The organism is Rhizobium sp. WYCCWR 11128, from assembly GCF_013416305.1.
GTDB classification, from domain to species: Bacteria; Pseudomonadota; Alphaproteobacteria; order Rhizobiales; family Rhizobiaceae; genus Rhizobium; species Rhizobium indicum.
This window is the reverse complement of record NZ_JACCEZ010000012.1, coordinates 124,195-148,341: the sequence shown is the minus strand read 5'-3', so window position 1 is coordinate 148,341 and position 24,147 is coordinate 124,195. Positions and strand designations below refer to the sequence as shown.

Genomic DNA, 24,147 nt, shown 5'->3' with positions numbered 1-24,147 from the left:
CCGCCGCGGCGTCTTGAAGGAATAAGACTGCGTGTCCGAAAAAGTCGAAGCCAAGCCGAACGCCCTCTGGGAAAATATCAAAGTCATCATCCAGGCGCTGATTCTGGCGATGGTGATCCGAACGGTGCTGTTCCAGCCCTTTACCATTCCGTCCGGTTCGATGATGCCGACACTGCTGGTCGGCGACTACATCTTCGTTAACAAGTTCGCTTACGGCTATTCGAAATATTCGCTGCCCTTCTCGCCAGATATCTTCAGCGGCCGCCTGTTCGGCGCCGATCCGAAGCGTGGCGACATCGTCGTTTTCCGTTTCCCGCCGAACCCCGAGATCGACTATATCAAGCGCTGCATCGGCCTGCCGGGCGACCGTATCCAGGTTACCGACGGCGTGCTCTACGTCAACGGCAAGCCGGTTCCGAAGGTGGCGGACGGTGCGTTCACTTCGGATTACAAGCTCGACCCGGGCGAGGACGTGCCGGTATTCCGCGAAACGCTCGACGACGGCAAGTCCTACGACACGCTCGATCAGTCTCCGGTGTCGCGTGGTGATAACACTCGCGAATTCATCGTGCCGGAAGGCCATTATTTCATGATGGGCGACAACCGCGACAACTCGCTCGACAGCCGCTTCGACGTCGGCTTCGTGCCTGCCGAAAATCTTGTCGGCCGCGCCAGCGTCATCTTCTTCTCGCTCGGCAACGACACCTCCTTCCGCGAAATCTGGAAGTGGCCGACGAATATGCGTTGGGACCGCCTCTTCAAGGTTGTTGAATGAGTAAGGCGCAGACGCTTTCTGCGGCGGACCGCGCAAAGCTTGAAGCCCTGATCGGTCATGACTTCGCTGAAAAGGAACGCCTGGATCGCGCGCTGACCCATGCCAGCGCCCGCACCGAAAAGGGCGGCAATTACGAACGGCTGGAATTCCTCGGCGACAGGGTCCTCGGGCTCTGCATCGCCGAGCTTCTGTTCCGCACCTTCGGCACGGCGGGAGAAGGCGAGCTCTCGGTTCGCCTCAACCAGCTCGTCAGCGCCGAAACCTGTGCTGCGGTCGCCGATGAACTCAATCTTCATCTCTATATCCGCACCGGCGCCGATGTGAAGAAACTGACCGGCAAGCGGATGATGAACGTGCGCGCCGACGTCGTCGAAAGCCTGATCGCCGCGATCTATCTCGACGGCGGCCTCGAAGTCGCCCGCCGGTTCATTCTGCGTTACTGGCAGGGCAGGGCGGTGCGAGCCGATGGCGCCAAGCGCGACGCCAAGACCGAGCTGCAGGAGTGGTCGCACGCGAAATTCGGCGTCACGCCGATCTACCGGGTTGATGAACGCAGCGGACCGGATCATGATCCGCGCTTCAAGGTGACGGTGGAAGTTGCTGGCATTAAGCCCGAAACCGGCGTAGAGCGGTCGAAGCGTGCCGCCGAACAGGTGGCGGCAACGAAGATGCTCGAGCGCGAAGGCATTTGGCAGCAATCGCCTGCCGGAAACTGACGGGACAATGACACAAGAAGAAGAGATCGCGGCCGAAGCTGCCGCAGAAACCAATGGTCCGACGCATTCGGGCTTCGTCGCGCTGATCGGGCCGACCAATGCCGGCAAGTCGACGCTGGTGAACCGCCTCGTCGGCGCCAAGGTCTCGATCGTCAGCCATAAGGTGCAGACGACGCGGGCTATCGTTCGCGGCATCGCGATCCATGACAATGCCCAGATCGTCTTCATGGATACGCCTGGTATCTTCAAGCCGCGCCGCCGGCTTGACCGCGCCATGGTGACCTCGGCCTGGGGCGGTGCGAGGGATGCCGATCTGATCGTGCTGCTGATCGACAGCGAGCGCGGCCTGCGCGGCGATTCCGAAGCCATCCTCGAAGGCCTCAAGGAAGTCCGGCAGCCGAAGATCCTGCTGCTCAACAAGATCGACCGCGTCAACCGCGAGGATCTGCTGGCACTGGCCGCTGCCGCCAACGAGAAGATCGCTTTCGAGCGCACCTTCATGATCTCCGCCGAAAACGGCTCCGGCTGCGACGACCTCATGGACTATCTGGCGAAAACGCTCCCTGAGGGGCCGTGGTACTATCCGGAAGACCAGATCTCCGATCTGCCGATGCGCCAGCTCGCCGCCGAGATTACCCGCGAGAAGCTGTTTCTGCGCCTGCACCAGGAGCTTCCCTATGCCTCGCATGTCGAAACGGAGACGTGGGAAGAGCGCAAGGACGGCTCGGTGCGGATCGAGCAGGTGATCTATCTCGAGCGCGACAGCCAGAAGAAGATCGCCCTCGGCAAGGGTGGCGAAACCATCAAGGCGATCTCGACTGCGTCGCGCAAGGAATTGTCGCAGATCCTCGAACAGCCGGTCCACCTCTTCCTGTTCGTCAAGGTTCGCGAGAATTGGGGGGATGATCCCGAGCGGTTCCGCGAAATGGGTCTCGATTTCCCGAAATAAGCATGGCAAGGATTTCGTCGGGTTGGCGCCAGCCCTTTGTTTCCGCTTTAAAAATCCGCCTCGCTCATGGAACAAATCCATGCCTTGCGCATTTGTTAACCAACGGCGCGCCGATTTTGCGACGGTAGGGCAACTATGGCGACGTCGAGACCCATCAATTCTTTCAAGACCCCTTGCGAGCAATGTCCTTTGCGGCCCTTGCCGCATTTCAGGGAATTCAGCCGCGACGAGCTGGAATTCGTCTCGAGCTTCAAGAGGGGTGAGCTTGCCGTCGATGCCGGCTCCACGATCCTCGTCGAGGGCGCACATAGCGCTCATCTCTTCACGGTGCTCGCCGGCTGGGGCTTCCGCTACAAGATGCTGGAGGACGGACGCCGCCAGATTCTGAATTATATCATGCCGGGCGACCTGGTCGGCCTGCAGGGAACGATAGCCGGTGAGATGCAGCATTCAGTCGAAGCGCTTTCGCCCGTGTCCCTTTGTGTCTTCGAGCGTGACAGGCTGATGACGCTCTACAACAAACACGCCTCGCTCGCCTTCGACATCACCTGGATCGCCGCGCGCGAGGAGCGCATCCTGGATGAGCATCTCTTGAGCATCGGCCGCCGCACGGCGCTGGAACGAGCAGCCTATCTGATCGCTTTCCTGTTTGAGCGCGGTCGGAAGCTCAATATCTTCAACGGCCGCAAATTCATCCCCATCACCCAGCAGCACATTGCCGACACGCTCGGTCTTTCCATCGTTCATACCAACAAGACCTTGAAAAAACTCAGCGAACGTGGGTTGATCCGCTGGCAGGAGCGCGGCTGCGAGGTGCTGAACGGCGAGGAATTGATGGCGATATCAGGCTGGGAAGGGCTTGGAGAGGGCAAACGCCCGTTCATTTAAAGCGCCTCGCGATCTTTCAGATTCGCTCCTCGCACCTTAGGTCTTTGTTTTGCGCATGTCGTTGTCGCAGACCGCTGCACATTTTGCGCGACATGCTTTGGCCAAGCAGCCTGGTTATGTCTTTTTTAAATGCAGATTAGCGGCAAGGAAAATAAGGTCTGCCGTCATCTTTCCTCCGATTTTGATTCTTATCGACCGGGCAGAAAAATGGTTTATTCAGAAAAGGTGGCGGAATTCACCGATAGCGTGCCATGCGGGGCACCGGAGGGCAATGATGTTGGCGAAACGGCCGGGGCGCTGCGACAGGCGCCCGACGAGGGGCATCGAATCATGACAATCCGTGTTCTGGTTCTTGAAGACAGTCTGATCATCGCGATGGAGGCGGAGGATATTCTACGCCTGGCCGGCGTCGAGAGCATCGATATCGTCGGCAGCGTCGAACAGGCAAGGGCTGCCATTGCTGCGGAGACATATGATTTCGCCCTTCTCGACGTCAATCTCGGCGAGGGCATGAGCTTCGGTTTTGCCCGCCACCTTCTCGATATCGGCATCCCCTTCGGCTTTGTCAGCGGCTATTCCGATACCGGCGATTTCCCGCCCGACCTGCAGCACATACCGCTTCTGGTGAAGCCTTTCGACGAAATGGCGATGCGGGAATTCCTGCAGAGGCTTTTCCCGGCTGTCGCCTGACGCGGTCCATGACGGAAGCCAGCCTTGCACTGCAGCGCGTCTTTCAGACGCGCAAAGGACGCTGTAACGCGTTGAATTATGCAGTAGGATGATTCGTCAGCCGTAAGGACTTCTTTCGATGCAGTGGCAGGACCATGCGATCATCCTGGGCGTCAAGCGCCACGGCGAGACGAGCGTCATCGCCGAGGTAATGACGCGTGATCGCGGCCGCCATCTCGGCCTGGTGCGCTCCGGCCGCTCGCGCGCCATGCAGCCGGTGCTGCAGGCGGGCAATGCAGTGGAGGTCATCTGGCGTGCCCGGCTTGACGAGCATCTGGGCGAATTCCGCGTCGAGCCGGTGACGCTGCGCGCTGCCCGGCTGATGGAAACGGCGACCGCCGTCTACGGTGTCCAGGCGATGGGCGCGCTGCTGCGGCTGCTGCCGGAGCGTGACCCGCATCCGCACCTCTTCGATGCGCTGGAGGTCATCCTCGATCACCTGCACAACCCGGCCGATGCCGGCGAACTCTTCGTGCGTTTCGAGCTTGCGGTGCTGAATGACCTCGGCTTCGGCCTCGATCTTGCCGAATGCGCCGCGACCGGCGCCCGTTCCGATCTCGTCTATGTCTCGCCGAAATCCGGCCGCGCCGTCAGCCGCGCCGCTGGCGCGCCCTGGGCGGACAAGATGCTGCTCCTGCCGCCGTTCCTCAGCATCGAAGGCAATCATGCGGCCGACTTCGATAGTCTCTCGGCCGCATTCCGTCTGACAGGGTTCTTTCTGCATCGCCATGTCTACGAGCCGCGTGGCATCGAGGTGGTAGCTGCCCGCGAGGGCTTCGTTCAGGCGGCGCTCAAGGCGCTTAATCCAGCCTTGCGGACGCTTTCGGATCCGAATGGTGTTTCCGCCTGACCTCCGTTTTTTACGGGTGCAAAACATCCTCCAGATTTGGCGGTTTACCCACTCGTGAGCGCCTCCTATGTCTTCACAGGACTGCCACTCAAGGAGGATCTCATGCTGACCAAGCCCGCATCATCGACAACGATCACGCTCTGGAACGGCCGCGAAATTCCGCGCCTCGGCATGGGATGTTGGGCGATCGGCGGTCCCTTCTTTGCCGGCGACACGCCGCTCGGCTGGGGTGATGTCGACGACGATGAATCCGTGCAGGCGATCAACCGCGCCATCGAACTCGGCATCCGCTTCTTCGACACGGCCTCGAACTACGGCGCCGGCCACTCGGAGGAGGTGCTCGGCCGGGCGATCGGCAATCGCGACGATATTGTCATCGCCACCAAGTTCGGCTTCGCCACCGATCCGGAAACCAAGCAGGCAACCGGCGCCTTCGCCGATGAGGCCTTCATCCGCCGTTCGGTCGAGACCTCGCTGCGCCGCCTCAAGCGCGATCGCCTCGATCTCCTGCAGTTCCACCTCAATGATTTTCCGCTGGAACAGTCGGATGCCGTCTTCGATACGCTGGAGGCGCTGCGCGCCGAAGGCAAGATCGATGCGTTCGGCTGGAGCACCGATTTTCCCGATCGTGCCGCCCGTCATGTCGACCGTCAGGGCTACGTCTCGATCCAGCATACGATGAATGTTTTCGAACCGGTGCCGGAGATGATCTCGGTGGTCGAGGGGAAGGGTCTGATGTCCATCAATCGCGGTCCGCTGGCGATGGGGCTGCTGACCGGCAAGTTCACGGCCGACAAGGCGGTGGGCGCCAAGGACGTCCGTGGGGCGGCCCTTGACTGGATGGTCTATTTCAAGGACGGGCGCATGGCCCCGGAATTCGCTGCGAGGCTCGATGCTGTCCGCGATCTCCTGACGTCAGGCGGCCGTACACTGACGCAGGGCGCGCTTGCCTGGCTCTGGGCGCGCTCGCCGCGCACCCTTCCCATTCCGGGGTTCCGTACCGTTGCCCAGGTGGAGGAAAATGCCGGCGCGCTGGAGAAGGGGCCACTGCCGGCCGATGTCATAGCAGGCATCGATACCGCGCTCGCGCGCCTGTGACGCTTCTAGAGCGGTTCAGCTTTCACGGAAGCGCAGAACCGCTCTAACTCTTTGTTTTCACGCAATTCCGGACGGAAAACCGCTTCGCACTTTTCCTGGAATTGCTTCTATGCTGCTGCGCGACGCTTGAGCGCCCAGCCTTCCGGCCTCTCTTCAACGATGTTGACAGTGTCACCGATCGTGATCCTGCCGCTGCCGCGCGGCGTGACGTTCCAACCGAAGAGCGGGCCGGGCACGCGCCGGTCGGCCGACATGCGGATGCGGCCCATGGCCGGCATCGGGTTTGGTCCCTCGCGGGACCCGGTCAACTGATCCTGCGTCGTCATGATGCAGCGGGAGCAGGGTTTGACGAGATCGAAGCGGATGCCGGCGATCTCGATCGCCGCCCAACGGTCCTCCGCCCAGGCCTCGTCGGTATCGATGACGATGTTCGGACGGAAGCGTTCCATACCGACACTGCCTTCGCCATGGGCGGCGAGATCGGCATTCAATGCCTTCAGCGAGCCGGTCGTCGTTACCAGGATCTGATAGCCGTCGGTAAAGGTGACGGGCGTCGCTTCGCCGGCCCATTCGGCATTCGCCGTCCGCCGTGCCTGCCCGTCGAAGAAGACCAAACACACCTCGCGGCCGAGCCATTCGGAAAGCTGCCGGTTGCTCTCCGGATCGGCGACGGCGGCGCTGACGACAGATTTCCATACGGTCACATTCATGCGGGCTTCAGGCTGAGGCGGCGCTACCGATATGTCCGTTTTCCCCTGCATCAGCAGCCGAAAGGCACCGGATTCCGGTCGTACCTCGATGCGTGCGAGGTCGGGCAACTCGCGCTGAGTGATGAAGTGCCCTTGCGCATCGGTGATCATCGCCCGCCGGTCGCCGGGAAGCCCATAGGCGTCGATGTCGGCGGCGGGCAGCGCAATGCCACGGGCGCTCTTGAGCGGATAGATGAAGAGGTCGCTGACAAGCATGCCGTTCTCCTAGATTTCGTCCATGAATTCCGAGAGAAAATCGCGCAGGCTCTTGTCACGCGCGGCCGCCAGCCTGCGGCCGGTCTCGGTCTGGAATCCTTCCGCCAGTTTGAACAGCTTCGTCTGGAAATGGTCAATGGCATAACGCTTGTCATCGAACGGGCGGTTCGCTGCCGTCGGGTCGAACGGATCGTAGAGCCCGGATCCCAGTCGCCCGGCGATATAGAAGCAGCGGGCGACGCCGATCATGCCGATCGCATCCAGCCGGTCGGCATCCTGCAGGATCTTCGCCTCCAGCGTCTCCGGTGCCACCCCGGCCGAGAAACTATGCGCGGTGATTGCGTGGGCTGCGGCCTCGATATCCGCGCCGCTCCAGCCGAGTTCCGCCAGGATCGCCGATGCCTTCTTCGCCGCCAAAGCCGATGCTTTTGCCCGCAGCGGCGAATTCTTCTCGACGGCGACGCAGTCGTGCAGCAGTACGGAAGCGGCAAGAACCCGCCCGTCGCCGCCTTCTTCCGCATGGATGCGCATGGCATTCCTGAAGACGCGCAGGATATGGGCAAGGTCGTGCGAGCCGTCGTCGCCGTCGGCCGCATGCGCAATCAGCGCTGCGGCAAGCGTTTCGTGTGGGGAGAAGGCTTCAGCCGCGAACATAGCGCCACCTGTCATGAGGAAGATCGTTTTCGGCCGATAGGGCACCGGCGCGGAATTGAATGCGGGCGGTAAAAGGATGCGACAACGAAGATCTCAGGAATCGGAGCCGATTTTGTAGCGGCTTGCCGTGCGAGTCGCAATCGAGGGTGATCTTAGTGCTTGGCTTCAGGAAGACGCGTCACGCCGCCGTTTTTCGGCGGCAGGGAGAGAAGGTGGGGCACGTCACGCGCCGGTCGCGGCGGACTGATGTGATAGCCCTGGATCTCGTCGCATTCCTCGCATTCGAGCAGCGCCAGCTGCGCGGCCGTCTCGACGCCCTCGACGGTGACGCGCATGCCGAGCGCATCGCCGAGCAGGATGATCGCGTGCATGATCGCATGCGCTTCCTTGTTGTCGACGATGTCGTTGACGAAGGACTTGTCGATCTTGATCTTGTCGAAGGGGAAGCTCGAGAGATAGCTCAGTGAGGAATAGCCGGTTCCGAAATCGTCCATCGAGATGCGGATGCCGCGCTCCTTCAGCGCATGCAGGATCGGCAGCACTTCGCTTAGATTTTCCATCAGCACGCTCTCGGTGATTTCGAGTTCAAGCCGCGACGGCGACAGCGCGGCTGCGGCAAGCGCCTCGCTGACATCTTGCGTCAGGTCGCTGCTGCTGAATTGGATTGCCGAAACGTTGACGGCGATCTTGATGCCCTCCGGCCATTGCGCTGCATCGTTGCAGGCCCGGTGCAAAACCCAACGGCCGATATCGACGACAAGGCCGACCTCTTCGGCAAGCGGAATAAAATCCATCGGCGGAACGCGGCCTCGAGCCGGGTGGTTCCAACGGATCAACGCTTCGAAGCCACAGATGCGCCGCTGCACGAGGTCATAAAGCGGCTGGTAGTGCAGCTCGAATTCTTCATTCTCAACGGCTGCTCTGAGGTCCGCCTCCAGTGCGTGGCGCAGCTGGATCTGCGCTTCCATCTCGCTGGCGAAGAAACGTTCGCGTTTGCGGCCGTCCGCCTTGGCATGTGACAGCGCCACGCCTGCATTTTTCAACAGGATATCGGTTTCCTCGCCATCCTCAGGGGCGATTGCGATCCCCATGGAGACGCTGAGTTCCACCTGTTTTTCGCCGTGGGGGAATGGTTTGGAAAGCTCCCGGCGGATCCGCTCGGCAAGCGCCGTCACATTCCGGGGCTGCTGCTTGCCCGTCTGCAGGATGGCGAATTCGTCCGAGCCGAGGCGCGCCAGGGTGTTTTCCGAACCGGCCGAGGCTCGGATGCGCTCGGCGACCTGCAGCAGGATCTTGTCGCCGGCCGAAACGCCCATCGTGTTGTTGATCGATTTGAACCGGTCGAGATTGAGGTGAACGAGGGCAATCTGCTGATCTGGCCTGCGCTCTGTGAGCGTCGCATCCACCTGCTCGCGGAAATGGATGCGATTCGGAAGGCCGGTCAGCGGGTCGTGGTGGGCGAGATAGGTGATGCGCTCGGCCGCCCTTCGATCCTCGGTAATATCGGCATGAATGGAAATGTTGCTGCCGTCGGAAAGGATAGTCACCATGCTCTGGATGATGCGGCCATCGTCCATCAACCATTCGCGCCGACGGAGACTACTGCTCCTTGCGGTTGCGGAGGAATGTCGCCCGGTCCGCCGGCCGGGCTTGGCGCTGGCGCTCTCCGTGCCGCGCATTTTGGCCGTGAGATCGGCGATTGTCGCGCCGGCAATGACATCTTCGTCCGTCAGGTCGAAGAGCTGGCGGAAGCGGGTGTTGGAAAGCGTCAGCCGCTGGTCGGAGTCGAAGACGCTGAGACCGAGCGGCAGGTTGTTGAGGATGATTTCGAAGAGTTTTTTCTGTCCGTCGAACGCTTGGCTGAGGGCGGAAATATTGCCTCTCAGTGCATGGTTTTCCCTTAGCAGCGTTTCCGCGCTTCTCTCGATTTCGTCATAGTCGCTTTCATGGACGCGATAGGTCGCGATCACAAGATCCATCAGGCGCTGCGCATCGATCGATCCATCGGCGGTGACGGCCTCGGTACATTGCCGCCAGAAGAGCGCTTCAGCTTTCATGTGAATGCGTCTCGCGGGACGACAGCGGAGGGAAGCGTCCTCGTTTGATGAACGTGCCTCATTTCGCCGGACATAGAAGACCTTTCTAAAATGAATACAGAGATTGATTTTGATAAGCTGGACGCCTGCTGGTGATGCGTGAATGCCCACTTTGTATGGGCCGGATTAATATTCGGTTGCAGTGCAGCAGAGACCTCGCTGCGTTAGGCGTCTGTTTTATATGTGAAAAATACCTGAAATACGGAGAAAGGCGGCCTCCTGATGCTGGCAGAGGCCTGCGGTCGAGCATTCCGTTAACTTTTGTCAATCATCGTTAATGAGAAGTTAACAACTTATTGACGCACTGCGCAAATCAGTTTAACCACCGAGTCAACAGTGATTTTCCAAGTTCGTATTGCGTACAAACACCACCGGCAAAATGCGGTGAATGGAGGTTTGTATGACCAGCACCACATCCGTTTCAGACACGTCATATGCATATCTGGCGACTCTTTCGCGTCTCGATGCTAATGGCGATGGCGTCCTCAGCCGCGGCGAACGTGCCGCCGATGAGAAGCCCGGCATCATCAAAGAGCTCCTCGACGAGGACAAGAACAGCGACACGCAGCCGAAATTTTCCGGCAGCCTGATCGCGCTGATGATGGACACGCGTGACAGTGCCACGGCAAGCAGCATCGCCGTTTCCTATCCATTACAGCAGACCGCGCCGGCGACAGGCGATCAGCCCGAGGATCTCTACCGCAAGACCTACGGCCAGTTCGATTTCGACGCGGTCGCCTGAACGGCGTCCCGATTCGGATGATCAAGCCGGCCGTTGGCCGGCTTTTCTCGTTACGTCTTCTTCGTTCGATCTTCCTCGGTCAGGAACACCTTCCGGTTTGACACGTTCAGAAGGACAACCGGACGGAAGGAGATCTCCATGAAAGCCATGCGCATTATCGCCGCCCTGAGCCTGCTTGCGGTTGCATTGCCGGCGGGCGCTCAGGACAAGCAGACGGCGGTCGCCAATTTCGTCGGCAAGGACGGCAAGGAGGACGGTCGCGCGCAGCTGACGGCTGCCGCCACTGGCGGCGTCCTGATCGAAGTCGAGATATCGGGACTGCCGGTGAATAAATGGGTGGCCTTCCATGTTCATGAGACCGGCCGCTGCGACGCCGCGACCCATCACGAATCGGCGGGCGGCCACTTCAATCCTGAGAAGGCCGAGCACGGCATTCTTGCCGCCAAGGGTCCGCACGCCGGCGATATGCCCAATCAATATGTCGGGCAGGACGGCGTGCTGCGGGCGCAGGTCTTCGACAGCATGGTCACGCTCGACGGCAAGACCGACGGCATTCGCGGCCGTGCATTGATGGTGCACGCCAATTCGGATGATTATCGCAGCCAGCCTTCGGGTGATGCCGGGGAAAGAATTTCCTGCGGCGTCATTCAATAGGCTATGGCGCAATTCTCAGATCGGCATCGATTAACAACAAAATTGGGAATTCGAAGTGCACAGCGCCGCGGGTCTTAAAAACACCCGCGGCGCTGCAATGTCTTACTGCCGCGTCGGCGTCGGTTTTTCGGCCGTCGCCTTGCCGTTGGACGTTTTTGCCGGCGCGGCATCTGAAGCATCCGGCGCAGCGTCAGGATTGTCGTCGAAGGCGAGTTTCACGCGCTTCACCATGTCACGGCTGACCAGCCACCAGTCACCGGTCTTTGCCCAGTAGCGCAGCGCTACGGAGATCGTGCCGTCACCAAGGCTGTCGATGAAGACGCTGGGTGCCGGTGACGTCAGCACCCTGGAATCGGCTTTGGCAAGGTTCATCAGCCTCTCCATCGCCAGATCGATGTCATCCTCATAGGCGACGCTGATTTTCAGCTCGTTCCGCCGCGTGGGTTCGCGGCTGAAATTGGTAATCGGCGTGTTCCAGAGCGTCGAATTCGGCGCCAGCCGGTAAAGCCCGTCGCCGGTTTTGAGCTCGGTTGCAAACAATCCGATTTCGCGCACCGTGCCGGCCACGCTGCTGGTCTCGATATATTCGCCGACGCGGAACGGCCTGAGGATCAGCAGCATGATGCCGGCAGCGATATTCTGCAGCGTCCCTTGCAGCGCCAGTCCGATCGCCAGGCCGGCCGCGCCGAGGGTTGCGATGATCGAGGCGGTCTGGACGCCGAATTGACCGAGCACGGTGATGAACACCAGGATGAGCAGCGCATAGCGCAGCACATTGGTGAAGAATCGCGCCAGCGTCTCGTCGATACCATGAACGCGCGACAGCCCTTCATAAGCCCAGCGGCTGGCAAAACCGGCGAGCGTCCAGCCAAGGACGAGCAGGATTACCGCTCCGAGGACGGAGAAGGAATATTGCACGGCAAGTGCGCTTGCCTGGCTGAGCGCCGTTTGCGTGGCGAGGAGGACATCGGCTGCCTGCTGTTCCATGATCTGGCCCTGTCGGTTGTGCGTGGTCGGGGGCTAGATGGAGCGGCTGGCGGCAGCGTCAACCGCAGGCGGCGTCTCGGATCGCAAGCACGAAGGGCGCATTGCCGTCGGCATCGGCACCGCGCCCGATTGCCCGCACCGCCGCGACCAGCCGGCCGCTGCGGTCGAGCAGCGCGTCACCGATCTCGATCAGCCGGGCATTCGGCGTCGCGAAAGGCGAGGCGGCCCGCAGCCGGCGGGCAAGCGTTTCCTCGCTTTGATCGGGTGCCAGCGACAGCGCGGCAATGAGCGCGGCGGCCGGCGATCGCGACACGCCCATCCAGCAATGGATGAGCAGCGGCGTCTCCTGCCGCCATGAAGCGGCAAAGTCGATAATCCCCTGCACATGCGTCTCGTCAGGCGCCACGAGATCGCCTGTGCCCTTGAAGACGATATCGTTCATACCAAGTGTCAGATGGCGCTCGGCCGCGATCACGCCCGGCCGGTGAAAAGCCTGCTCCTTGGCGATCAGGCTGATCATGTCACGCGCCTTGTGGCGCACCGCCATTTCCGCGATGCGCGACAGAGGTGAGACGACGATGAAGGTCACGATACCATCTCCCGCTCGACCTCGATCGCCGCGAAGCGCTCGCAGAACAGCCGCTGCGCTTCGATCGCCGGCAGGGGCTCGATCATGAGCATGTCCTTGCTGATGCCGCGCGGCTGGCCGAAGAATTTCTGTGCCTCGGCGGGTTTGAAACCAGCCAGCACGGTCGCCTCGAAATAGGCGGCGATCGTGTCGGCCTTTTTGATCCGATCCTTGAGATCGCGCGAGGGATGCGGCGGCAGGCCGAAGCGCAGGTGCACGGCGGCTTCCAGCCGCTTTTCCACCGTTTTGTAGCCGCCGCCGACCACCGATTTGAACGGCGATATCATGTCGCCGATCACATACTCGGGTGCGTCGTGCAGCAGCGCCATCAGGCACTCCTGCGGCCGCGCATCGTTGAAGCGACGGAAGATATCCTCGACGACGAGACTGTGCTGCGCCACCGAAAAAGCATGATCGCCGGAGGTCTGGCCGTTCCAGCGGGCCACGCGCGCAAGCCCGTGCGCGATGTCGATAAGTTCGACATCAAGCGGCGAGGGGTCGAGCAGGTCGAGCCTGCGTCCGGACAGCATGCGTTGCCAGGCACGCGGAGCTTTCGTCGTTGTCACGCGCTGGCCTCGTCGCCGCTTGTAGGAAAGACAAGGCCGGACCATGCCGGCAGGACGAGGGAAACAGGCGTGTCGCCGGCGAGCAGTGGCGTGCCTGCCGCCATTGCGGCGCCGGCACGGTCGATGCGCACGATCGCAAGTCCATTGCCGCCGTCGACCGAACCGAGTGTTCCCACAGGCTTGCCGGCGGCGGTAATCTCCGTCCCGGTCCCCGGCAGATCTGTTGCGGCGGACACCGTCACGACGCGCCGGCGCGCAGTGCCGCGATGCTGCATGCGCGAGACGACCTCCTGGCCGACATAGCAGCCTTTCCTGAAGGAGAGACCGCCGTTGAAATCCATCAGCACGTCATGCGGGAAGGCGTCCTGCAGGGCGAAGTCAGATCCTGATGCGACGATGCCGTGGCTGATGCGCAGCGCGTCGTAGAGCGCCTCTGCACCATCTCCGTGTCTCCCTGCCCGGCGGGTCAGCGTAACGCCCGCCTTGGCGAAGCGACTGTCTCGGGCGCCTTGGCTGCCCCGGACGCCCTGGCTGTCCCCGGCATCCTCGTCCCAGGAAACGGTAACGCCGTCTTCGGTGCTTGGCGCCAGGGTGACGGCGGCGCGCAGCTTGTACATCGTCAGCCGCTTCAGCAGCCCATCGCGCTGGCCGGCATCGGTTTCGATCATGTAGCCGTCGCCGTCCTGCCAGATCATGAAGTCGAACAGGATCTTGCCTTGCGGCGTCAAGAGTGCCCCGGGCCGCGCCTCATCAGGCCCAAGCGCGGTGATATCGGTGGTGATCAGGTTCTGCAGGAAGGATTGGGCTTCCGCGCCGCTGACGAAGAGCAATGAGCGGTCTTTCAGGAATACGGCTGGCATGGCGGAACCTGTCGCGTTGGTCATCGCTCAGAGGTATGTCTTCATGAGGTGGATCGCAAGCGCTATGCGAACGTGAAAAGCGCAGCCAAGACGGGCATCAATCGCCCGCTGTGAAGAATTTCCATTTACCCTGAGGCGTGATGCCGAGGCGGTAGAAATTATATCCGCCGAATTCCTGCATGTCGGAGAGATCGCCGGCCGTGACGATGCGCAGCAGCTCGACGCGCTCCGGCGGTGTCAGCGACTTCAGGTCCTTCTCGGCAAAATAGGGCCAGACATACATGTCGTCTGCTGTGCCCTGGCCGACATGCACGAAGCCGGTCGAGACGATATCGAGCATGATGGCAAGGATCTCGTCGCCATCAGGATCGCCCGACAGATCCTTCAGCGTGCCGATCGGATCGTCGGTCGGTTCGCCCACAGTCACCTGCGTCTGGTCGGCACCAGTGCCCATCAGCGGCCGCAGCCGCTCGAGATCGCCGGAGGCGGCGGCCTCGACGATCTGCTCGCGCATCTTGCGAACTGGCTCTGGCACCTTGCTGATGTCGTAGATTACCTCGACGGGCTTGGAATTATCCTGGGCGCCCGGCGTCTTGTCGACGCCCTGATTGTTCTGGCTGTTGACCAGCGGATCGGCCATGGGAACGCCGGGAGTGGCTCCGCCCTGCGGCTGGCTCTGTCCTTGAGCATTCCCCTGTGCGGCCGGCGTGTCGTTGGCCGCCTGGCCGGGAATCTTGTGCAGTTCGGAAAGCGCGTAGGCTGCCGGCGCAAGGAAAACATTGCCGGCGGCGAGGCTGAAAGCAAGCAGCACCGGCGCGAGCGGAATTCGCGAAACTTTCTCTTTACCGGTGTGCATCAAACTCTCTGATAACAATTATTGCAGGGTGCGGTTCGCGGAGAATTCACCGGCAAGCATGCGTTCACGCAGCGAATCCAGCAGGGCTTCGGCGCTCTTTTCCCCATGCAATCTGATCGTCTCGCGCAGCGCATGTGCAATGGCGGCATCAGCGATGATTTCAGGCTCGATCCCGTCGGCCATGCCGTCGGCCCAAGCCTCGTTCTGGTACTCCAGAGCTGCCTGCATCTTTTCGTGGACGATCATGTCGTCGATGTCGTTGAGGCTTGCTTCCATTGTCTTTTCCTCAGAACTTCTCATGTCTTACTGCACAGTTAACAACACTAACAGCCTTTTCCCAAAACGACACGTCCGCTTGCGAAAACAGGTTAATTAAACGTCAATTTCCAAAGCGCGAGGTAATTTCTGTGGCAAGTGTTGCACCTTCGTTACGGTAGCGCTCTTCTGCCACGATGGCCGCCGGGGTGCAATCCGTATAGACCGAGGCGAAAGCGCGATAGCCGCGATTGAAGGCTGCTGTCAGCTTTTCCTTGCGCTGCGGCTCGTTGCCGGTCTCCGAATCGAGCAGCTGCTGCATGCCGTTTCGCCACTCGTCGCCACCCGCCGCCTTGCAGAGCGTTCTCAGATAATGCACCGAACCCAGCACCTCGGCGAACCGCGCCAGCTTGTCGTCATAGGGCACGCTCACGATCGGCGGTGCAATCTCCTCCTCCTGTGGAGGCGGTGTATTCTTGCCCTGCGCCATCGTGGGGCCGGCGAGCACGAGCAGGGACAGAAAAACGCGTCGAACGGGAATCATGCTCACAGTTGATACGCTCAGCATGACGGCAACAAGGCGTGCTTCAAAGTTTCCACGTCTATTCGCCGCCCGCCAGCCGCTCCGCGCATTCGAGCACGCTCTGCGGTACGGGCAATTGCCGGATTTCCTCCACAGTGTACCAGCCGAGGGCTGCCGCATCGTCGGCGGCTTCCGCCACGGCATCCCGATCCGCATCGACGCGAAAGACCGACAGCAGGAAATGGCTCTTGACGCTGCCGTCGGCCGCATGCGTCTTCAGGTCGTAGGTCGAAAACAGCCGCGGATTACGTGCCGAAATGCCGGTCTCTTCATGGAGTTCGCGCAATGCCGTTTGCTCCGGCGTTTCGCCGGGCTCGGCCCGCCCGCCGGGAAAGGCATACATGTCTGCGGAGGGCGGATTGCGCCGCAACACGAGGAGGAATCGTCCGTCGCGTTCGAGAATGGCGGCGGAGCCGGGTTTGGCGGTGGAGATCATCGGAGGCTGCTCTTGCTGTGATGGCCCATCTTATCGGAGGAATAGTGCGACGGGGATTCGAAAGGTGCTTCCGTGACCTACATCATCTTTGCGTTTGCTGCCCTCTTCGAGATCGCTGGCTGCTTTGCCTTCTGGGCATGGCTGAAGCTCGAAAAGCCCGTCTGGTGGCTGGCGCCGGGCATGGTCTCTCTGGCGCTTTTCGCCTGGCTTCTGACGCTGGTGCCAAGCGAGCTCGCCGGCCGTACCTTTGCGGCCTATGGCGGCATTTATATCCTTGCCTCGCTGCTCTGGCTGTGGTTGCTCGAGAGCCGCGTGCCTGATCGTTACGATATCGGCGGTGCGCTGATGTGCCTTGCCGGCGCCAGCCTCATCCTCTTCGCGCCGAGAGGTTGAGGCGTCTTGACCGGATGCCAAGCGGGATGCAAAGACAGGCCGATGTGTGGACGTTTCGCCCTGACAATCTCCAGCGCCGACTTGAGCGACTTTTTCTCCGGTCTCGATCTCGACGATTTTCCGGCGCGCTACAACATCGCGCCGACGCAACCGATCCTCGTCATCATATCGGGCGAGGGCAGGGAGCAGGGTAGCAACTTGGCCGACCGGCGCGCCGTGCTCGTGCGCTGGGGCCTCACGCCGGGCTGGGTCAAAGATCCGAGAGATTTCCCGCTGCTGATCAACGCGCGCTCCGAAACCGCGATTGGCAAGGCCTCTTTCCGCGCCGCCATGCGTCATCGGCGCGTGCTCATTCCGGCCTCCGGTTTCTATGAATGGCATCGCCCGTCCAAGGAAAGCGGCGAGAAGCCGCAGGCCTACTGGATCAGGCCGCGCCAGGGCGGGGTCATCGCCTTTGCCGGGCTGATGGAGACATGGTCCTCGGCCGACGGCTCCGAGGTCGATACCGGTGCGATCCTGACGACATCAGCCAATTCAGCCATATCGGCGATCCACGATCGCATGCCTGTCGTCATCAGGCCTGATGATTTCTCGCGCTGGCTCGATTGCAAGACGCAGGAACCGCGTGAGGTGGCCGACCTGATGCAGCCCGTTCAGGACGATTTCTTCGAGGCCGTCCCGGTCTCCGACAAGGTCAACAAGGTCGCCAATATGGGTCCCGACCTGCAGGAGCCCGTCGCCATCGAAAAACCGCTGAAGGCGCCCGACAAGCAAAAGTCTGACGACGGCCAGCTCAGCTTCTTCTGAAACGGGATCGGTCGCATCTGCAGGCGGCGACCGATTGGCACCGACGTCTCACATAGGCGGCGGCGATGCGTCGCTTCGTCCAATCTGGTTTTTCGGGTTGTGCTTATGTCGCCAGAGCGTGGTCGGAAGACTTCCGGCGATCGCCTCGTCATTGGCTTCGTCAGCGGTGCCTAACGCATGTAACCCGAAAGCACGCATGATTCCGATTTGAAGCCTTCCGCCTCAAGCGGATTTTTTGACGCCGGTCGGCTTATGCTTCGCCATCAGCGATGCTGCGGCAACAGCCTTCAGGCCGACGGGGCGATAGTTGGCGGCGAGGTCTGGCTTGGCCGCCTGCTGTTCGCCGGTACTGCTCTTCTTCGAAGTCACGATACTCTCCTTGCGTGGTTCTTCCCTGGGTATTTTCTAGTTTGATGTTTCGTCACGAATAGCGACAAAACGGGGGCGTAGCTTATCAGGATTTGTAAACGCCCACCATAATTCGCGAGGCTTAACTGAAGCCTACGTTGGTTAATACTTACTGAAGAGAGCAGTTCCAATAAAAGTCCGAAAGCGGTTTTTTGGGAAAAGCGCGCAACGGTTTTCACCCGGATAAAGCGCATGCTTTTCCCGGGGATCCGTCAGAACGAAGGGAGAGAAGCATTTCCGTCATTCGAAGAAATCCGGAAATGCTCGGGAGATCAGATGTGCCGGCCGATATCGTCGTCGCCGATGCCGGGTTCCTCGATCGTCAGCGTCCCGTATTTCCGCCGCCATTTCCGCGCGCCGAAGGGAAGCGATATGAGGTAGGCGGCAACGGTGAAGACCATCACTTCCCAGGTGTAGCTCATCAGCAGAGCCACGTAGAGCACGACGCCGAGCATCATCGGCAGCACGAGATCGCGCCGCAAGCGGTTGCCTTCCGATTTGCCCGACCAGACCGGCAGCCGGCTGATCAGCAGGAAGGCGATGAGCACGGTGTAGATCGACGAGAGATAGGCGAAGGTGCGGTCCGTCGCCAGCCCGAGGAAGCCGAGATAGACCGGCAGCAGCACCAGCATGGCGCCGGCCGGCGCCGGCACGCCGACGAAATATTCCGATTGCCAGCTTGCCTTGTTCTCGCGTTCGGCCATGACATTGAAGCGGGCAAGGCGAAGCCCGGCGGCGATCGCATAGATCAGGGCGGCGATCCAGCCGAGCGAACGCGCCTGGTCGAGCGCGAAGACATAGACGACGAGGGCGGGTGCGACGCCGAAATTGACGATGTCGGCAAGCGAATCCATCTGCGCGCCGAACTTCGAGGTCGCCTTCATCAACCGCGCCACGCGCCCGTCGATGCCGTCGAGGAAGGCGGCGAGCAGCACCATGGAGACGGCGAGCTCATAACGATTCTCGAAAGCCAGCCGGATGCCGGTCAGCCCGGCGCAGATCGCCAGAATAGTGATGAGGTTCGGAAAGACGAGCCGGAGCGGGATTTCGCGCAGACGCGGGCCGCGGGCGGAATCATCCGGCCCATTGGGCTCGAAAGGCGGAAAAGGCGTTTCCATATCGCGTTCCAATCGTTCCTAAGGCAATTCCAGCAACAGTGCGTAGCGCTTCTGCACTTCCGTGAAAAGCTGAACCGCTCTAGCTGCGACGGCTGATAATGGGACCCTTGGCGGAGGCGAATTCGGCGATGACGGTTTCTCCCGCAACCGCCGTTTGGCCGAGCGAGACGCGGGGCGCGGCACCGGCGGGCAGGAACACGTCGAGCCGCGAGCCGAAACGGATCAGCCCGAAACGCTCGCCGGCATCCAGCGGCTCGTTGGGGTTTGCCCAGCAGAGGATGCGCCGTGCGACGAGGCCGGCGATCTGCACGACGCCGATCTGGCCGTGGCCGGTTTCGATCACCAGCCCGTTGCGCTCATTGTCTTCGCTCGCCTTGTCGAGCTCGGCGTTGACGAAGCTGCCGGAGCGGTAGTTGATGCTGACGATGCGCCCGCGCATCGGCGCCCGGTTCACATGGCAATTGAAGACGTTCATGAAGACGGAGATGCGCAGCATCGGCTCGGGGCCGAGGTTGAGCTCGGCCGGCGGCGTCACCATCTGGATCGCGGACACCTTGCCATCGGCGGGAGAGATCACCAGGTCGTCGTCCTGCGGGGTCACGCGCTCCGGATCACGGAAGAAATAGGCGCACCAGAGCGTGAAGATCATGCCGATCCAGAAGAGCGGCTCGAAGATCCAGCCCAAGACCAGCGACGCGACGAAGAAGGCGGCAACGAAGGGATAGCCCTCTTTGTGCACCGGGACGATCGTGTTGCGAACCGTGTTGAACAGGCTCATGGCTGCCGGTCTCCTTGCGTTTTCATTTTTGCTGGTTAGCGAAAAACCGTCTCTGGGGCAATGCTGTGGCCTCGGCCCTGGTTCCCACGCCGGGTTTCTGAACAACAAAAGTTGGCCGGCGTCGGTTTCCCTTGTCAGCTTGCCGGAGCAAGCCGCGTTATCACGCCGAGGTCGTCGCTTTCGCGCACCTGCTTGAGATGTTCCTCCGCCTGTGTCGCCTCGCGCTGGCGGTTCCACATCGAGGCATAAAGACCGTTCCTTTCGAGGAGGGCGGCATGTGTTCCGCGCTCGGCGATCTCGCCGCTTTTGAGCACGATGATTTCATCGGCGCTGATGACAGTCGAAAGCCGGTGGGCGATAACAAGCGTCGTGCGGTTCTTCGAAACCAGGTCGAGTGCCTCCTGGATCTCCCGTTCCGTGGTCGTGTCGAGCGCCGACGTCGCCTCGTCGAGGATCAGGATCGGTGGCGCCTTGAGGATGGTGCGGGCGATCGCCACCCGCTGCTTCTCGCCGCCCGAAAGCTTCAGCCCGCGCTCGCCGACCTTGGTTTCGAAGCCCTCGGGCAGCGTTTCGATGAAATGCGCGATCTGCGCCACCTCGGCGGCGGCAAAGACCTCGCCGTCGCTGGCCGATGTGCGGCCGTAGCGGATGTTGTAGGCGACCGTGTCGTTGAAGAGCACTGTATCCTGCGGCACCATGCCGATCACCGAGCGCAGGCTCTTCTGCGTCACCGTGCGAATATCCTGGCCGTCGACGGTGATTGCGCCGCTCTGAATATCGTAGAAGCGATAGAGCAGGCGCGACAGCGTCGATTTGCCCGCACCCGAAGGGCCGACGACGGCGACCGTCTTGCCGGCCGGCACCTCGAAGGAAATGCCCTTCAAGATCGGACGGGCCGCATCATAGGCGAAATGCACGTCCTTGAAGGAGATCGCGCCCAGGCCGATCCGAAGTTCGGTCGCATCGGGGGCGTCTTTGACTTCGGTCTGCACCTCAAGCAAATCGAACATCTGTTCGATATCGGTCAGCCCCTGGCGGATTTCGCGGTAGACGAAGCCGATGAAGTTGAGCGGTACGGAAAGCTGCAGCAGCATCGAATTGACGAAGACGAAATCGCCGACCGTCTGCTCGCCGCGCTGCACGGCCAGCGCCGACAGCACCAGCATGATCGTCGTGCCGATGCCGAAGATGACGCCCTGGCCGAAGTTCAGCCAGCCGAGCGAGGTCCAGACATCGGTCGCCGCCTTTTCGTAGCGTTCCATCGATTTGTCGAAACGCTTTGCCTCCATCTCCTCATTGCCGAAATATTTGACCGTCTCGAAATTGAGGAGAGAGTCGATCGCCTTGGTGTTGGCGTCGGTATCGCTGTCGTTCATCGACCGGCGGATAGCGATGCGCCAGTCGGATGCCCGGATCGTGAACCAGATATAGGCCCAGACGGTAAAAGCGGTAACGGCGAGATAGGAGAAGCCGTAGCCCCACCAGAAGATCACCGCCGTCAGCAGGAATTCGATGACGGTCGGGACGGAATTGAGGATCGTGAAGCGCACGATCGTCTCGATACCCTTGGTGCCGCGCTCGATGATGCGCGATAGCCCGCCGGTCTTGCGCTCGAGATGGAAGCGTAGCGACAGCTCGTGCATGTGCACGAAGGTCCTGTAGGCGAGCTGGCGCACCGCATGTTGTCCGACACTGGCAAAGAGCGCGTCGCGCAGCTGGTTGAGGCCGAGCTGGATCAGCCGGGTGATGTTATAGGCAATCACCAGCGCGATGGCGCCGGCCAGCAGCGGCGGCACCGAGCCCTCAAGATCCATCCTGCCGTTCAGCGCATCGGTCGACCACTTGAAGAAATAGGGGACGAGCAGCAGGACGAATTTGGAGATCAGCAGAAAGACCGAGGCCCAGACGACGCGCATCTTGAGGTCTGGCCGGCCGGCCGGCCACATATAGGGCCAGAGGTTGAGAAGCGTCTGCGGCAGGTTGGATTCCGAGACTGTCTTGCCGTTTGCCATGATTGTCTCCAGCCCGGATGGGCTTGCCGCGATTGCGGCGCTTCGATGCCGGCAAGAGCGCGGAACCGGGACGAGCCTGAAAGCGCTTCCCACAACCCGCAGCCGCCACCGCCAGATAGGGTGCCGGGCGGACGAATACAACAATTGCTGGGGTAAGGAAACGACGAGGCCGGGCGCTTATCCCGCCCGGCCTTGCCGTGTTGTTTTGCAGCTTAGAGATGCTGGCCGGACATGCGCTTGCGGTGCAGCTCTTCGGCGTTCGGCAGTACATCCTTCGGCAGGCCGAAAATCTGGCCAGGGCGGATGCGATCGGGATTGATGATCTTGTCCTCGTTGGCGATGTAGATTGTCGTGTAACGAACGCCGAGGCCATAGGTGCGGCGCGAGATCTGCCACAGCGTGTCGCCGCGGCGAATGATGACCGCCGCATTGTTCGCCGTCAGCGGCGCCTGTTCGATCGTCTTCGGCTGGTTGCTTCCGACCTCGTTTGCAGATGGCGTTGCCGGCGCGGGTGCAGCGGTGAGTTCGGCGATCATCCCGCCCAGTCTTTCGAGCGCGGCACCGACGGACTTCGCGTCCCCAGGCAGGCCCTGCAGCAGCTTCAGCGCATTGCCGGCAATCTGCGAGGAGGAACCGGACGCTTGCTTGAAGACATCTGGCGCATCAGCGGCCGGGCGGAAGTCGGCGACGGAGCGCAGCGCGAATTCCGTTGCCGAGCGCGCTGCCGCAAGCTGTTCGGCACCGGGCAGCTTGCCATCGGCAAACAGTCCCTTCAGCAGGCCGAAGGCTTTGCCGACTTCGACTTTGAGTTTGTCGAGCTCGCCTTCGTCGAGCGGCACCATCGAGGAAGCGCCGTTGGCGTCGGCGGGTGCCGATTGCGCGGCGACCCTCACCTGATCGCCGGCTGGGCGATTGAAATTCACCGCCGCACGCACGATCACCTTGCCTGTGGGATCAACGACATCGACGCGGATCTTGTGGTCGCCGACTGAAAGCGCCACCACACCGTCGATGACGAAATGGCCGTCGGAGCCGGCCGTGTCCTGGCCGACGAGGCTGTCGTCGGCATAACCGATGACCTTGGCATTGGAGCGCGTCGTGCCGGCAATGAAGATCTTGTTGCCCTCGATTTCGACGGCATTGACCATCACATCGGGCACATTCGTTTTATCCGGTGCCGTAGCTGCGCCATCCGAGGAGGTGTCGGTGAGGTTCGGCGTCTGCAGCGCCAGCTCGCCGGTCGGTGCAGCTGTTGCGGCAGGCGCATCCGAGCTTTCGCCGGTTGCCGGCTTGTCCGCAGGCGGCGCCATCGGATTGGAGGCATCCGCAACTTCGGTTCCAGCCTTCGGCGCGGTAATGATGCGGCTCGCCGTGCCGGGTTTGGAAACCATGGCGAGCAGATTGGCGCCATTGCCATCCTTCGGCACGGAAATGGTCGCGACTTCTTCGGAAAGCGTGCTCTTGCCGTCCTTGCCCGTGAACTTGAGCACGAGCTGGTGGTCGCCGGCCGGAAGCGGATCGTCGAGGACGGCAGCAAAATCGCCGCTCGCGTCGACATTGGCCGTCGTCACCACCTTCTCGCCGTCGAGCACCTCGAGCTTGCCGTTCGGCTCGGCGGAACCGGCAATCACCGTCGATCCGTCGGGCTCGACGCGCAATACGTCGAAGGCCGGAAGCTTCGGGCCGGTATTTTCCGCTGCCGTATTCGCCCCAGGGGCGGTCTCCGGCGCACCGGTCAGTGCAACCTCGGCCTTGGCGATCGCGGCAAGCGCATCGGCGATGTTCTCGGGCAGCGACTGGACGATGGCGAGCGCCTTCGCGCCACCGTCCTTGGCCTTGGCGGCAAGGGTCTGGGTCGCGGGATCGAGGCCCTCGGGAATGGTAAAATCGGCAAGCGCGGTCAGCGCGTTGACGGCCTTGGTCTTGGCGGCGGTGAAGACATCGATGGCCGGGCCTTTGCCGTCGGCAAACAGCGCCTTGAGCTCGCTGAGCGATACGCCGGCATCGGCCGAAAGGCGACCCACTTTGTCGGCGACCGCAGCCGCGTCGCCCACGGCGGAGCGCGATGTCTTTGCCGCCTCGTTAACCGTGTTCTTGACCTCCGTGCTCGCCTGGTTGATGGCATCTCCGACCTTGGTTGCATCGCCGCCGATGCGCGGCATGACGACAAACACCATCAGTAGGATTGCGATTGCGAGGACTGCAAGAGCCAGCAAGCCGGCACGGTTCTTCATCATTATGTCTCCCAAGGCGGCAATTTGCCGTAATACCCAAAATTGCTAGCGATTCCCGTTGCTTTCCACAAGCATTCAAAGCAATTAGGCAAGCTAGGCACGCTGCTTTT

27 protein-coding genes are annotated in these 24,147 nt (G+C 61.4%); 11 read left to right on the top strand and 16 right to left on the bottom strand.

Going from position 1 to position 24,147, the window contains the following annotated elements; all coding sequences use genetic code 11:
- Positions 1-31 precede the first annotated feature (31 nt).
- The 7 genes from lepB (at position 32) to HX898_RS28145 (ending at position 6,005) form a co-directional block, all read left to right on the top strand.
- On the top strand, positions 32-775 hold the full coding sequence (lepB, locus tag HX898_RS28175) for a signal peptidase I (protein WP_138328405.1): 744 nt from the start codon (positions 32-34) through the stop codon (positions 773-775).
- A complete protein-coding gene (gene rnc / locus HX898_RS28170) occupies positions 772-1,491 on the top strand; it encodes a ribonuclease III (protein WP_003546941.1) in 720 nt (239 codons plus the stop codon). Before lepB ends, rnc begins: the two co-directional genes overlap by 4 nt.
- A gap of 7 nt (positions 1,492-1,498) precedes the next feature.
- The gene (gene era, locus HX898_RS28165) at positions 1,499-2,440 is read left to right on the top strand and encodes a GTPase Era (protein WP_180196390.1); all 942 of its coding nucleotides are present in this window, start codon (positions 1,499-1,501) and stop codon (positions 2,438-2,440) included.
- A gap of 135 nt (positions 2,441-2,575) precedes the next feature.
- A complete protein-coding gene (locus HX898_RS28160) occupies positions 2,576-3,328 on the top strand; it encodes a Crp/Fnr family transcriptional regulator (protein WP_064653984.1) in 753 nt (250 codons plus the stop codon).
- Between the two features lie 207 nt (positions 3,329-3,535).
- Positions 3,536-4,018 carry a response regulator gene (locus tag HX898_RS28155; protein ID WP_138328404.1) on the top strand — a complete coding sequence of 161 codons (483 nt, stop codon included), beginning with the start codon at positions 3,536-3,538 and terminating at the stop codon, positions 4,016-4,018.
- Positions 4,019-4,136: 118 nt separating this feature from the next.
- Positions 4,137-4,907, top strand: coding sequence for a DNA repair protein RecO (recO, locus tag HX898_RS28150; RefSeq protein ID WP_138328403.1), 771 nt, complete (start codon positions 4,137-4,139; stop codon positions 4,905-4,907).
- Positions 4,908-5,009: 102 nt separating this feature from the next.
- On the top strand, positions 5,010-6,005 hold the full coding sequence (locus HX898_RS28145) for an aldo/keto reductase (RefSeq protein ID WP_180196389.1): 996 nt from the start codon (positions 5,010-5,012) through the stop codon (positions 6,003-6,005).
- A gap of 107 nt (positions 6,006-6,112) precedes the next feature.
- On the opposite strand, the gene HX898_RS28140 is transcribed toward HX898_RS28145, so the two are convergent.
- The 3 genes from HX898_RS28140 to HX898_RS28130 all read right to left on the bottom strand — a co-directional run bounded on the left by HX898_RS28140 (position 6,113) and on the right by HX898_RS28130 (position 9,681).
- Complete coding sequence (locus HX898_RS28140; RefSeq protein ID WP_180196388.1) at positions 6,113-6,970, bottom strand: MOSC domain-containing protein; 858 nt, start codon at positions 6,968-6,970, stop codon at positions 6,113-6,115.
- A gap of 9 nt (positions 6,971-6,979) precedes the next feature.
- Positions 6,980-7,639 (bottom strand): HD domain-containing protein, encoded by a 660-nt coding sequence (locus tag HX898_RS28135; protein WP_180196387.1) that lies wholly within the window; start codon positions 7,637-7,639, stop codon positions 6,980-6,982.
- A gap of 137 nt (positions 7,640-7,776) precedes the next feature.
- On the bottom strand, positions 7,777-9,681 hold the full coding sequence (locus tag HX898_RS28130; RefSeq protein WP_180196386.1) for an EAL domain-containing protein: 1,905 nt from the start codon (positions 9,679-9,681) through the stop codon (positions 7,777-7,779).
- A 427-nt stretch (positions 9,682-10,108) separates the two neighbouring features.
- Between HX898_RS28130 and HX898_RS28125 the strand changes: the two genes are divergently transcribed.
- Together HX898_RS28125 and HX898_RS28120 are read left to right on the top strand one after the other, a co-directional pair.
- A complete protein-coding gene (locus HX898_RS28125) occupies positions 10,109-10,462 on the top strand; it encodes a hypothetical protein (protein ID WP_020397447.1) in 354 nt (117 codons plus the stop codon).
- Between the two features lie 138 nt (positions 10,463-10,600).
- Entirely contained in the window at positions 10,601-11,116 is a 516-nt protein-coding gene (locus tag HX898_RS28120; RefSeq protein WP_180196385.1) for a superoxide dismutase family protein, read from the top strand.
- A gap of 102 nt (positions 11,117-11,218) precedes the next feature.
- On the opposite strand, the gene HX898_RS28115 is transcribed toward HX898_RS28120, so the two are convergent.
- From HX898_RS28115 to HX898_RS28080, 8 genes are all read right to left on the bottom strand, one after another.
- Positions 11,219-12,103, bottom strand: coding sequence for a mechanosensitive ion channel domain-containing protein (locus HX898_RS28115; protein ID WP_180196384.1), 885 nt, complete (start codon positions 12,101-12,103; stop codon positions 11,219-11,221).
- 58 nt (positions 12,104-12,161) lie between these two features.
- Positions 12,162-12,692 (bottom strand): tyrosine phosphatase family protein, encoded by a 531-nt coding sequence (locus HX898_RS28110; RefSeq protein WP_180196383.1) that lies wholly within the window; start codon positions 12,690-12,692, stop codon positions 12,162-12,164.
- A complete protein-coding gene (locus tag HX898_RS28105; protein WP_138328394.1) occupies positions 12,689-13,297 on the bottom strand; it encodes an HD family hydrolase in 609 nt (202 codons plus the stop codon). Before HX898_RS28105 ends, HX898_RS28110 begins: the two co-directional genes overlap by 4 nt.
- A complete protein-coding gene (locus HX898_RS28100; protein WP_180196382.1) occupies positions 13,294-14,157 on the bottom strand; it encodes a folate-binding protein YgfZ in 864 nt (287 codons plus the stop codon). Before HX898_RS28100 ends, HX898_RS28105 begins: the two co-directional genes overlap by 4 nt.
- A 97-nt stretch (positions 14,158-14,254) precedes the next feature.
- Entirely contained in the window at positions 14,255-15,013 is a 759-nt protein-coding gene (locus HX898_RS28095; protein ID WP_138387652.1) for a hypothetical protein, read from the bottom strand.
- Positions 15,014-15,031: 18 nt separating this feature from the next.
- Positions 15,032-15,289 carry a hypothetical protein gene (locus HX898_RS28090; RefSeq protein ID WP_003546972.1) on the bottom strand — a complete coding sequence of 86 codons (258 nt, stop codon included), beginning with the start codon at positions 15,287-15,289 and terminating at the stop codon, positions 15,032-15,034.
- Positions 15,290-15,392: 103 nt separating this feature from the next.
- Positions 15,393-15,836, bottom strand: a complete 444-nt coding sequence (locus HX898_RS28085) for a TIGR02301 family protein (protein WP_011651218.1) — start codon at positions 15,834-15,836, stop codon at positions 15,393-15,395.
- Positions 15,837-15,870: 34 nt separating this feature from the next.
- Positions 15,871-16,287 (bottom strand): NUDIX domain-containing protein, encoded by a 417-nt coding sequence (locus HX898_RS28080; RefSeq protein WP_020049325.1) that lies wholly within the window; start codon positions 16,285-16,287, stop codon positions 15,871-15,873.
- 72 nt (positions 16,288-16,359) lie between these two features.
- Between HX898_RS28080 and HX898_RS28075 the strand changes: the two genes are divergently transcribed.
- Both HX898_RS28075 and HX898_RS28070 read left to right on the top strand, forming a co-directional pair.
- Entirely contained in the window at positions 16,360-16,680 is a 321-nt protein-coding gene (locus tag HX898_RS28075; protein ID WP_180196381.1) for a YnfA family protein, read from the top strand.
- A gap of 42 nt (positions 16,681-16,722) precedes the next feature.
- On the top strand, positions 16,723-17,487 hold the full coding sequence (locus HX898_RS28070; RefSeq protein ID WP_180196380.1) for an SOS response-associated peptidase: 765 nt from the start codon (positions 16,723-16,725) through the stop codon (positions 17,485-17,487).
- 222 nt (positions 17,488-17,709) lie between these two features.
- On the opposite strand, the gene HX898_RS28065 is transcribed toward HX898_RS28070, so the two are convergent.
- The 5 genes from HX898_RS28065 to HX898_RS28045 form a co-directional block, all read right to left on the bottom strand.
- On the bottom strand, positions 17,710-17,856 hold the full coding sequence (locus HX898_RS28065; protein WP_171599413.1) for a hypothetical protein: 147 nt from the start codon (positions 17,854-17,856) through the stop codon (positions 17,710-17,712).
- 311 nt (positions 17,857-18,167) lie between these two features.
- Positions 18,168-19,013 carry a CDP-diacylglycerol--serine O-phosphatidyltransferase gene (pssA, locus tag HX898_RS28060; RefSeq protein ID WP_003558134.1) on the bottom strand — a complete coding sequence of 282 codons (846 nt, stop codon included), beginning with the start codon at positions 19,011-19,013 and terminating at the stop codon, positions 18,168-18,170.
- Positions 19,014-19,092: 79 nt separating this feature from the next.
- Positions 19,093-20,028 (bottom strand): phosphatidylserine decarboxylase, encoded by a 936-nt coding sequence (locus HX898_RS28055; RefSeq protein WP_348649488.1) that lies wholly within the window; start codon positions 20,026-20,028, stop codon positions 19,093-19,095.
- On the bottom strand, positions 19,926-21,803 hold the full coding sequence (locus HX898_RS28050; RefSeq protein ID WP_180196379.1) for an ABC transporter ATP-binding protein/permease: 1,878 nt from the start codon (positions 21,801-21,803) through the stop codon (positions 19,926-19,928). The genes HX898_RS28055 and HX898_RS28050 overlap by 103 nt, the downstream gene beginning before the upstream one ends.
- Before the next feature lie 212 nt (positions 21,804-22,015).
- Positions 22,016-24,040: a LysM peptidoglycan-binding domain-containing protein gene (locus tag HX898_RS28045; protein WP_138387647.1), complete on the bottom strand. Its 2,025-nt coding sequence runs from the start codon at positions 24,038-24,040 to the stop codon at positions 22,016-22,018.
- Positions 24,041-24,147 lie beyond the last annotated feature (107 nt).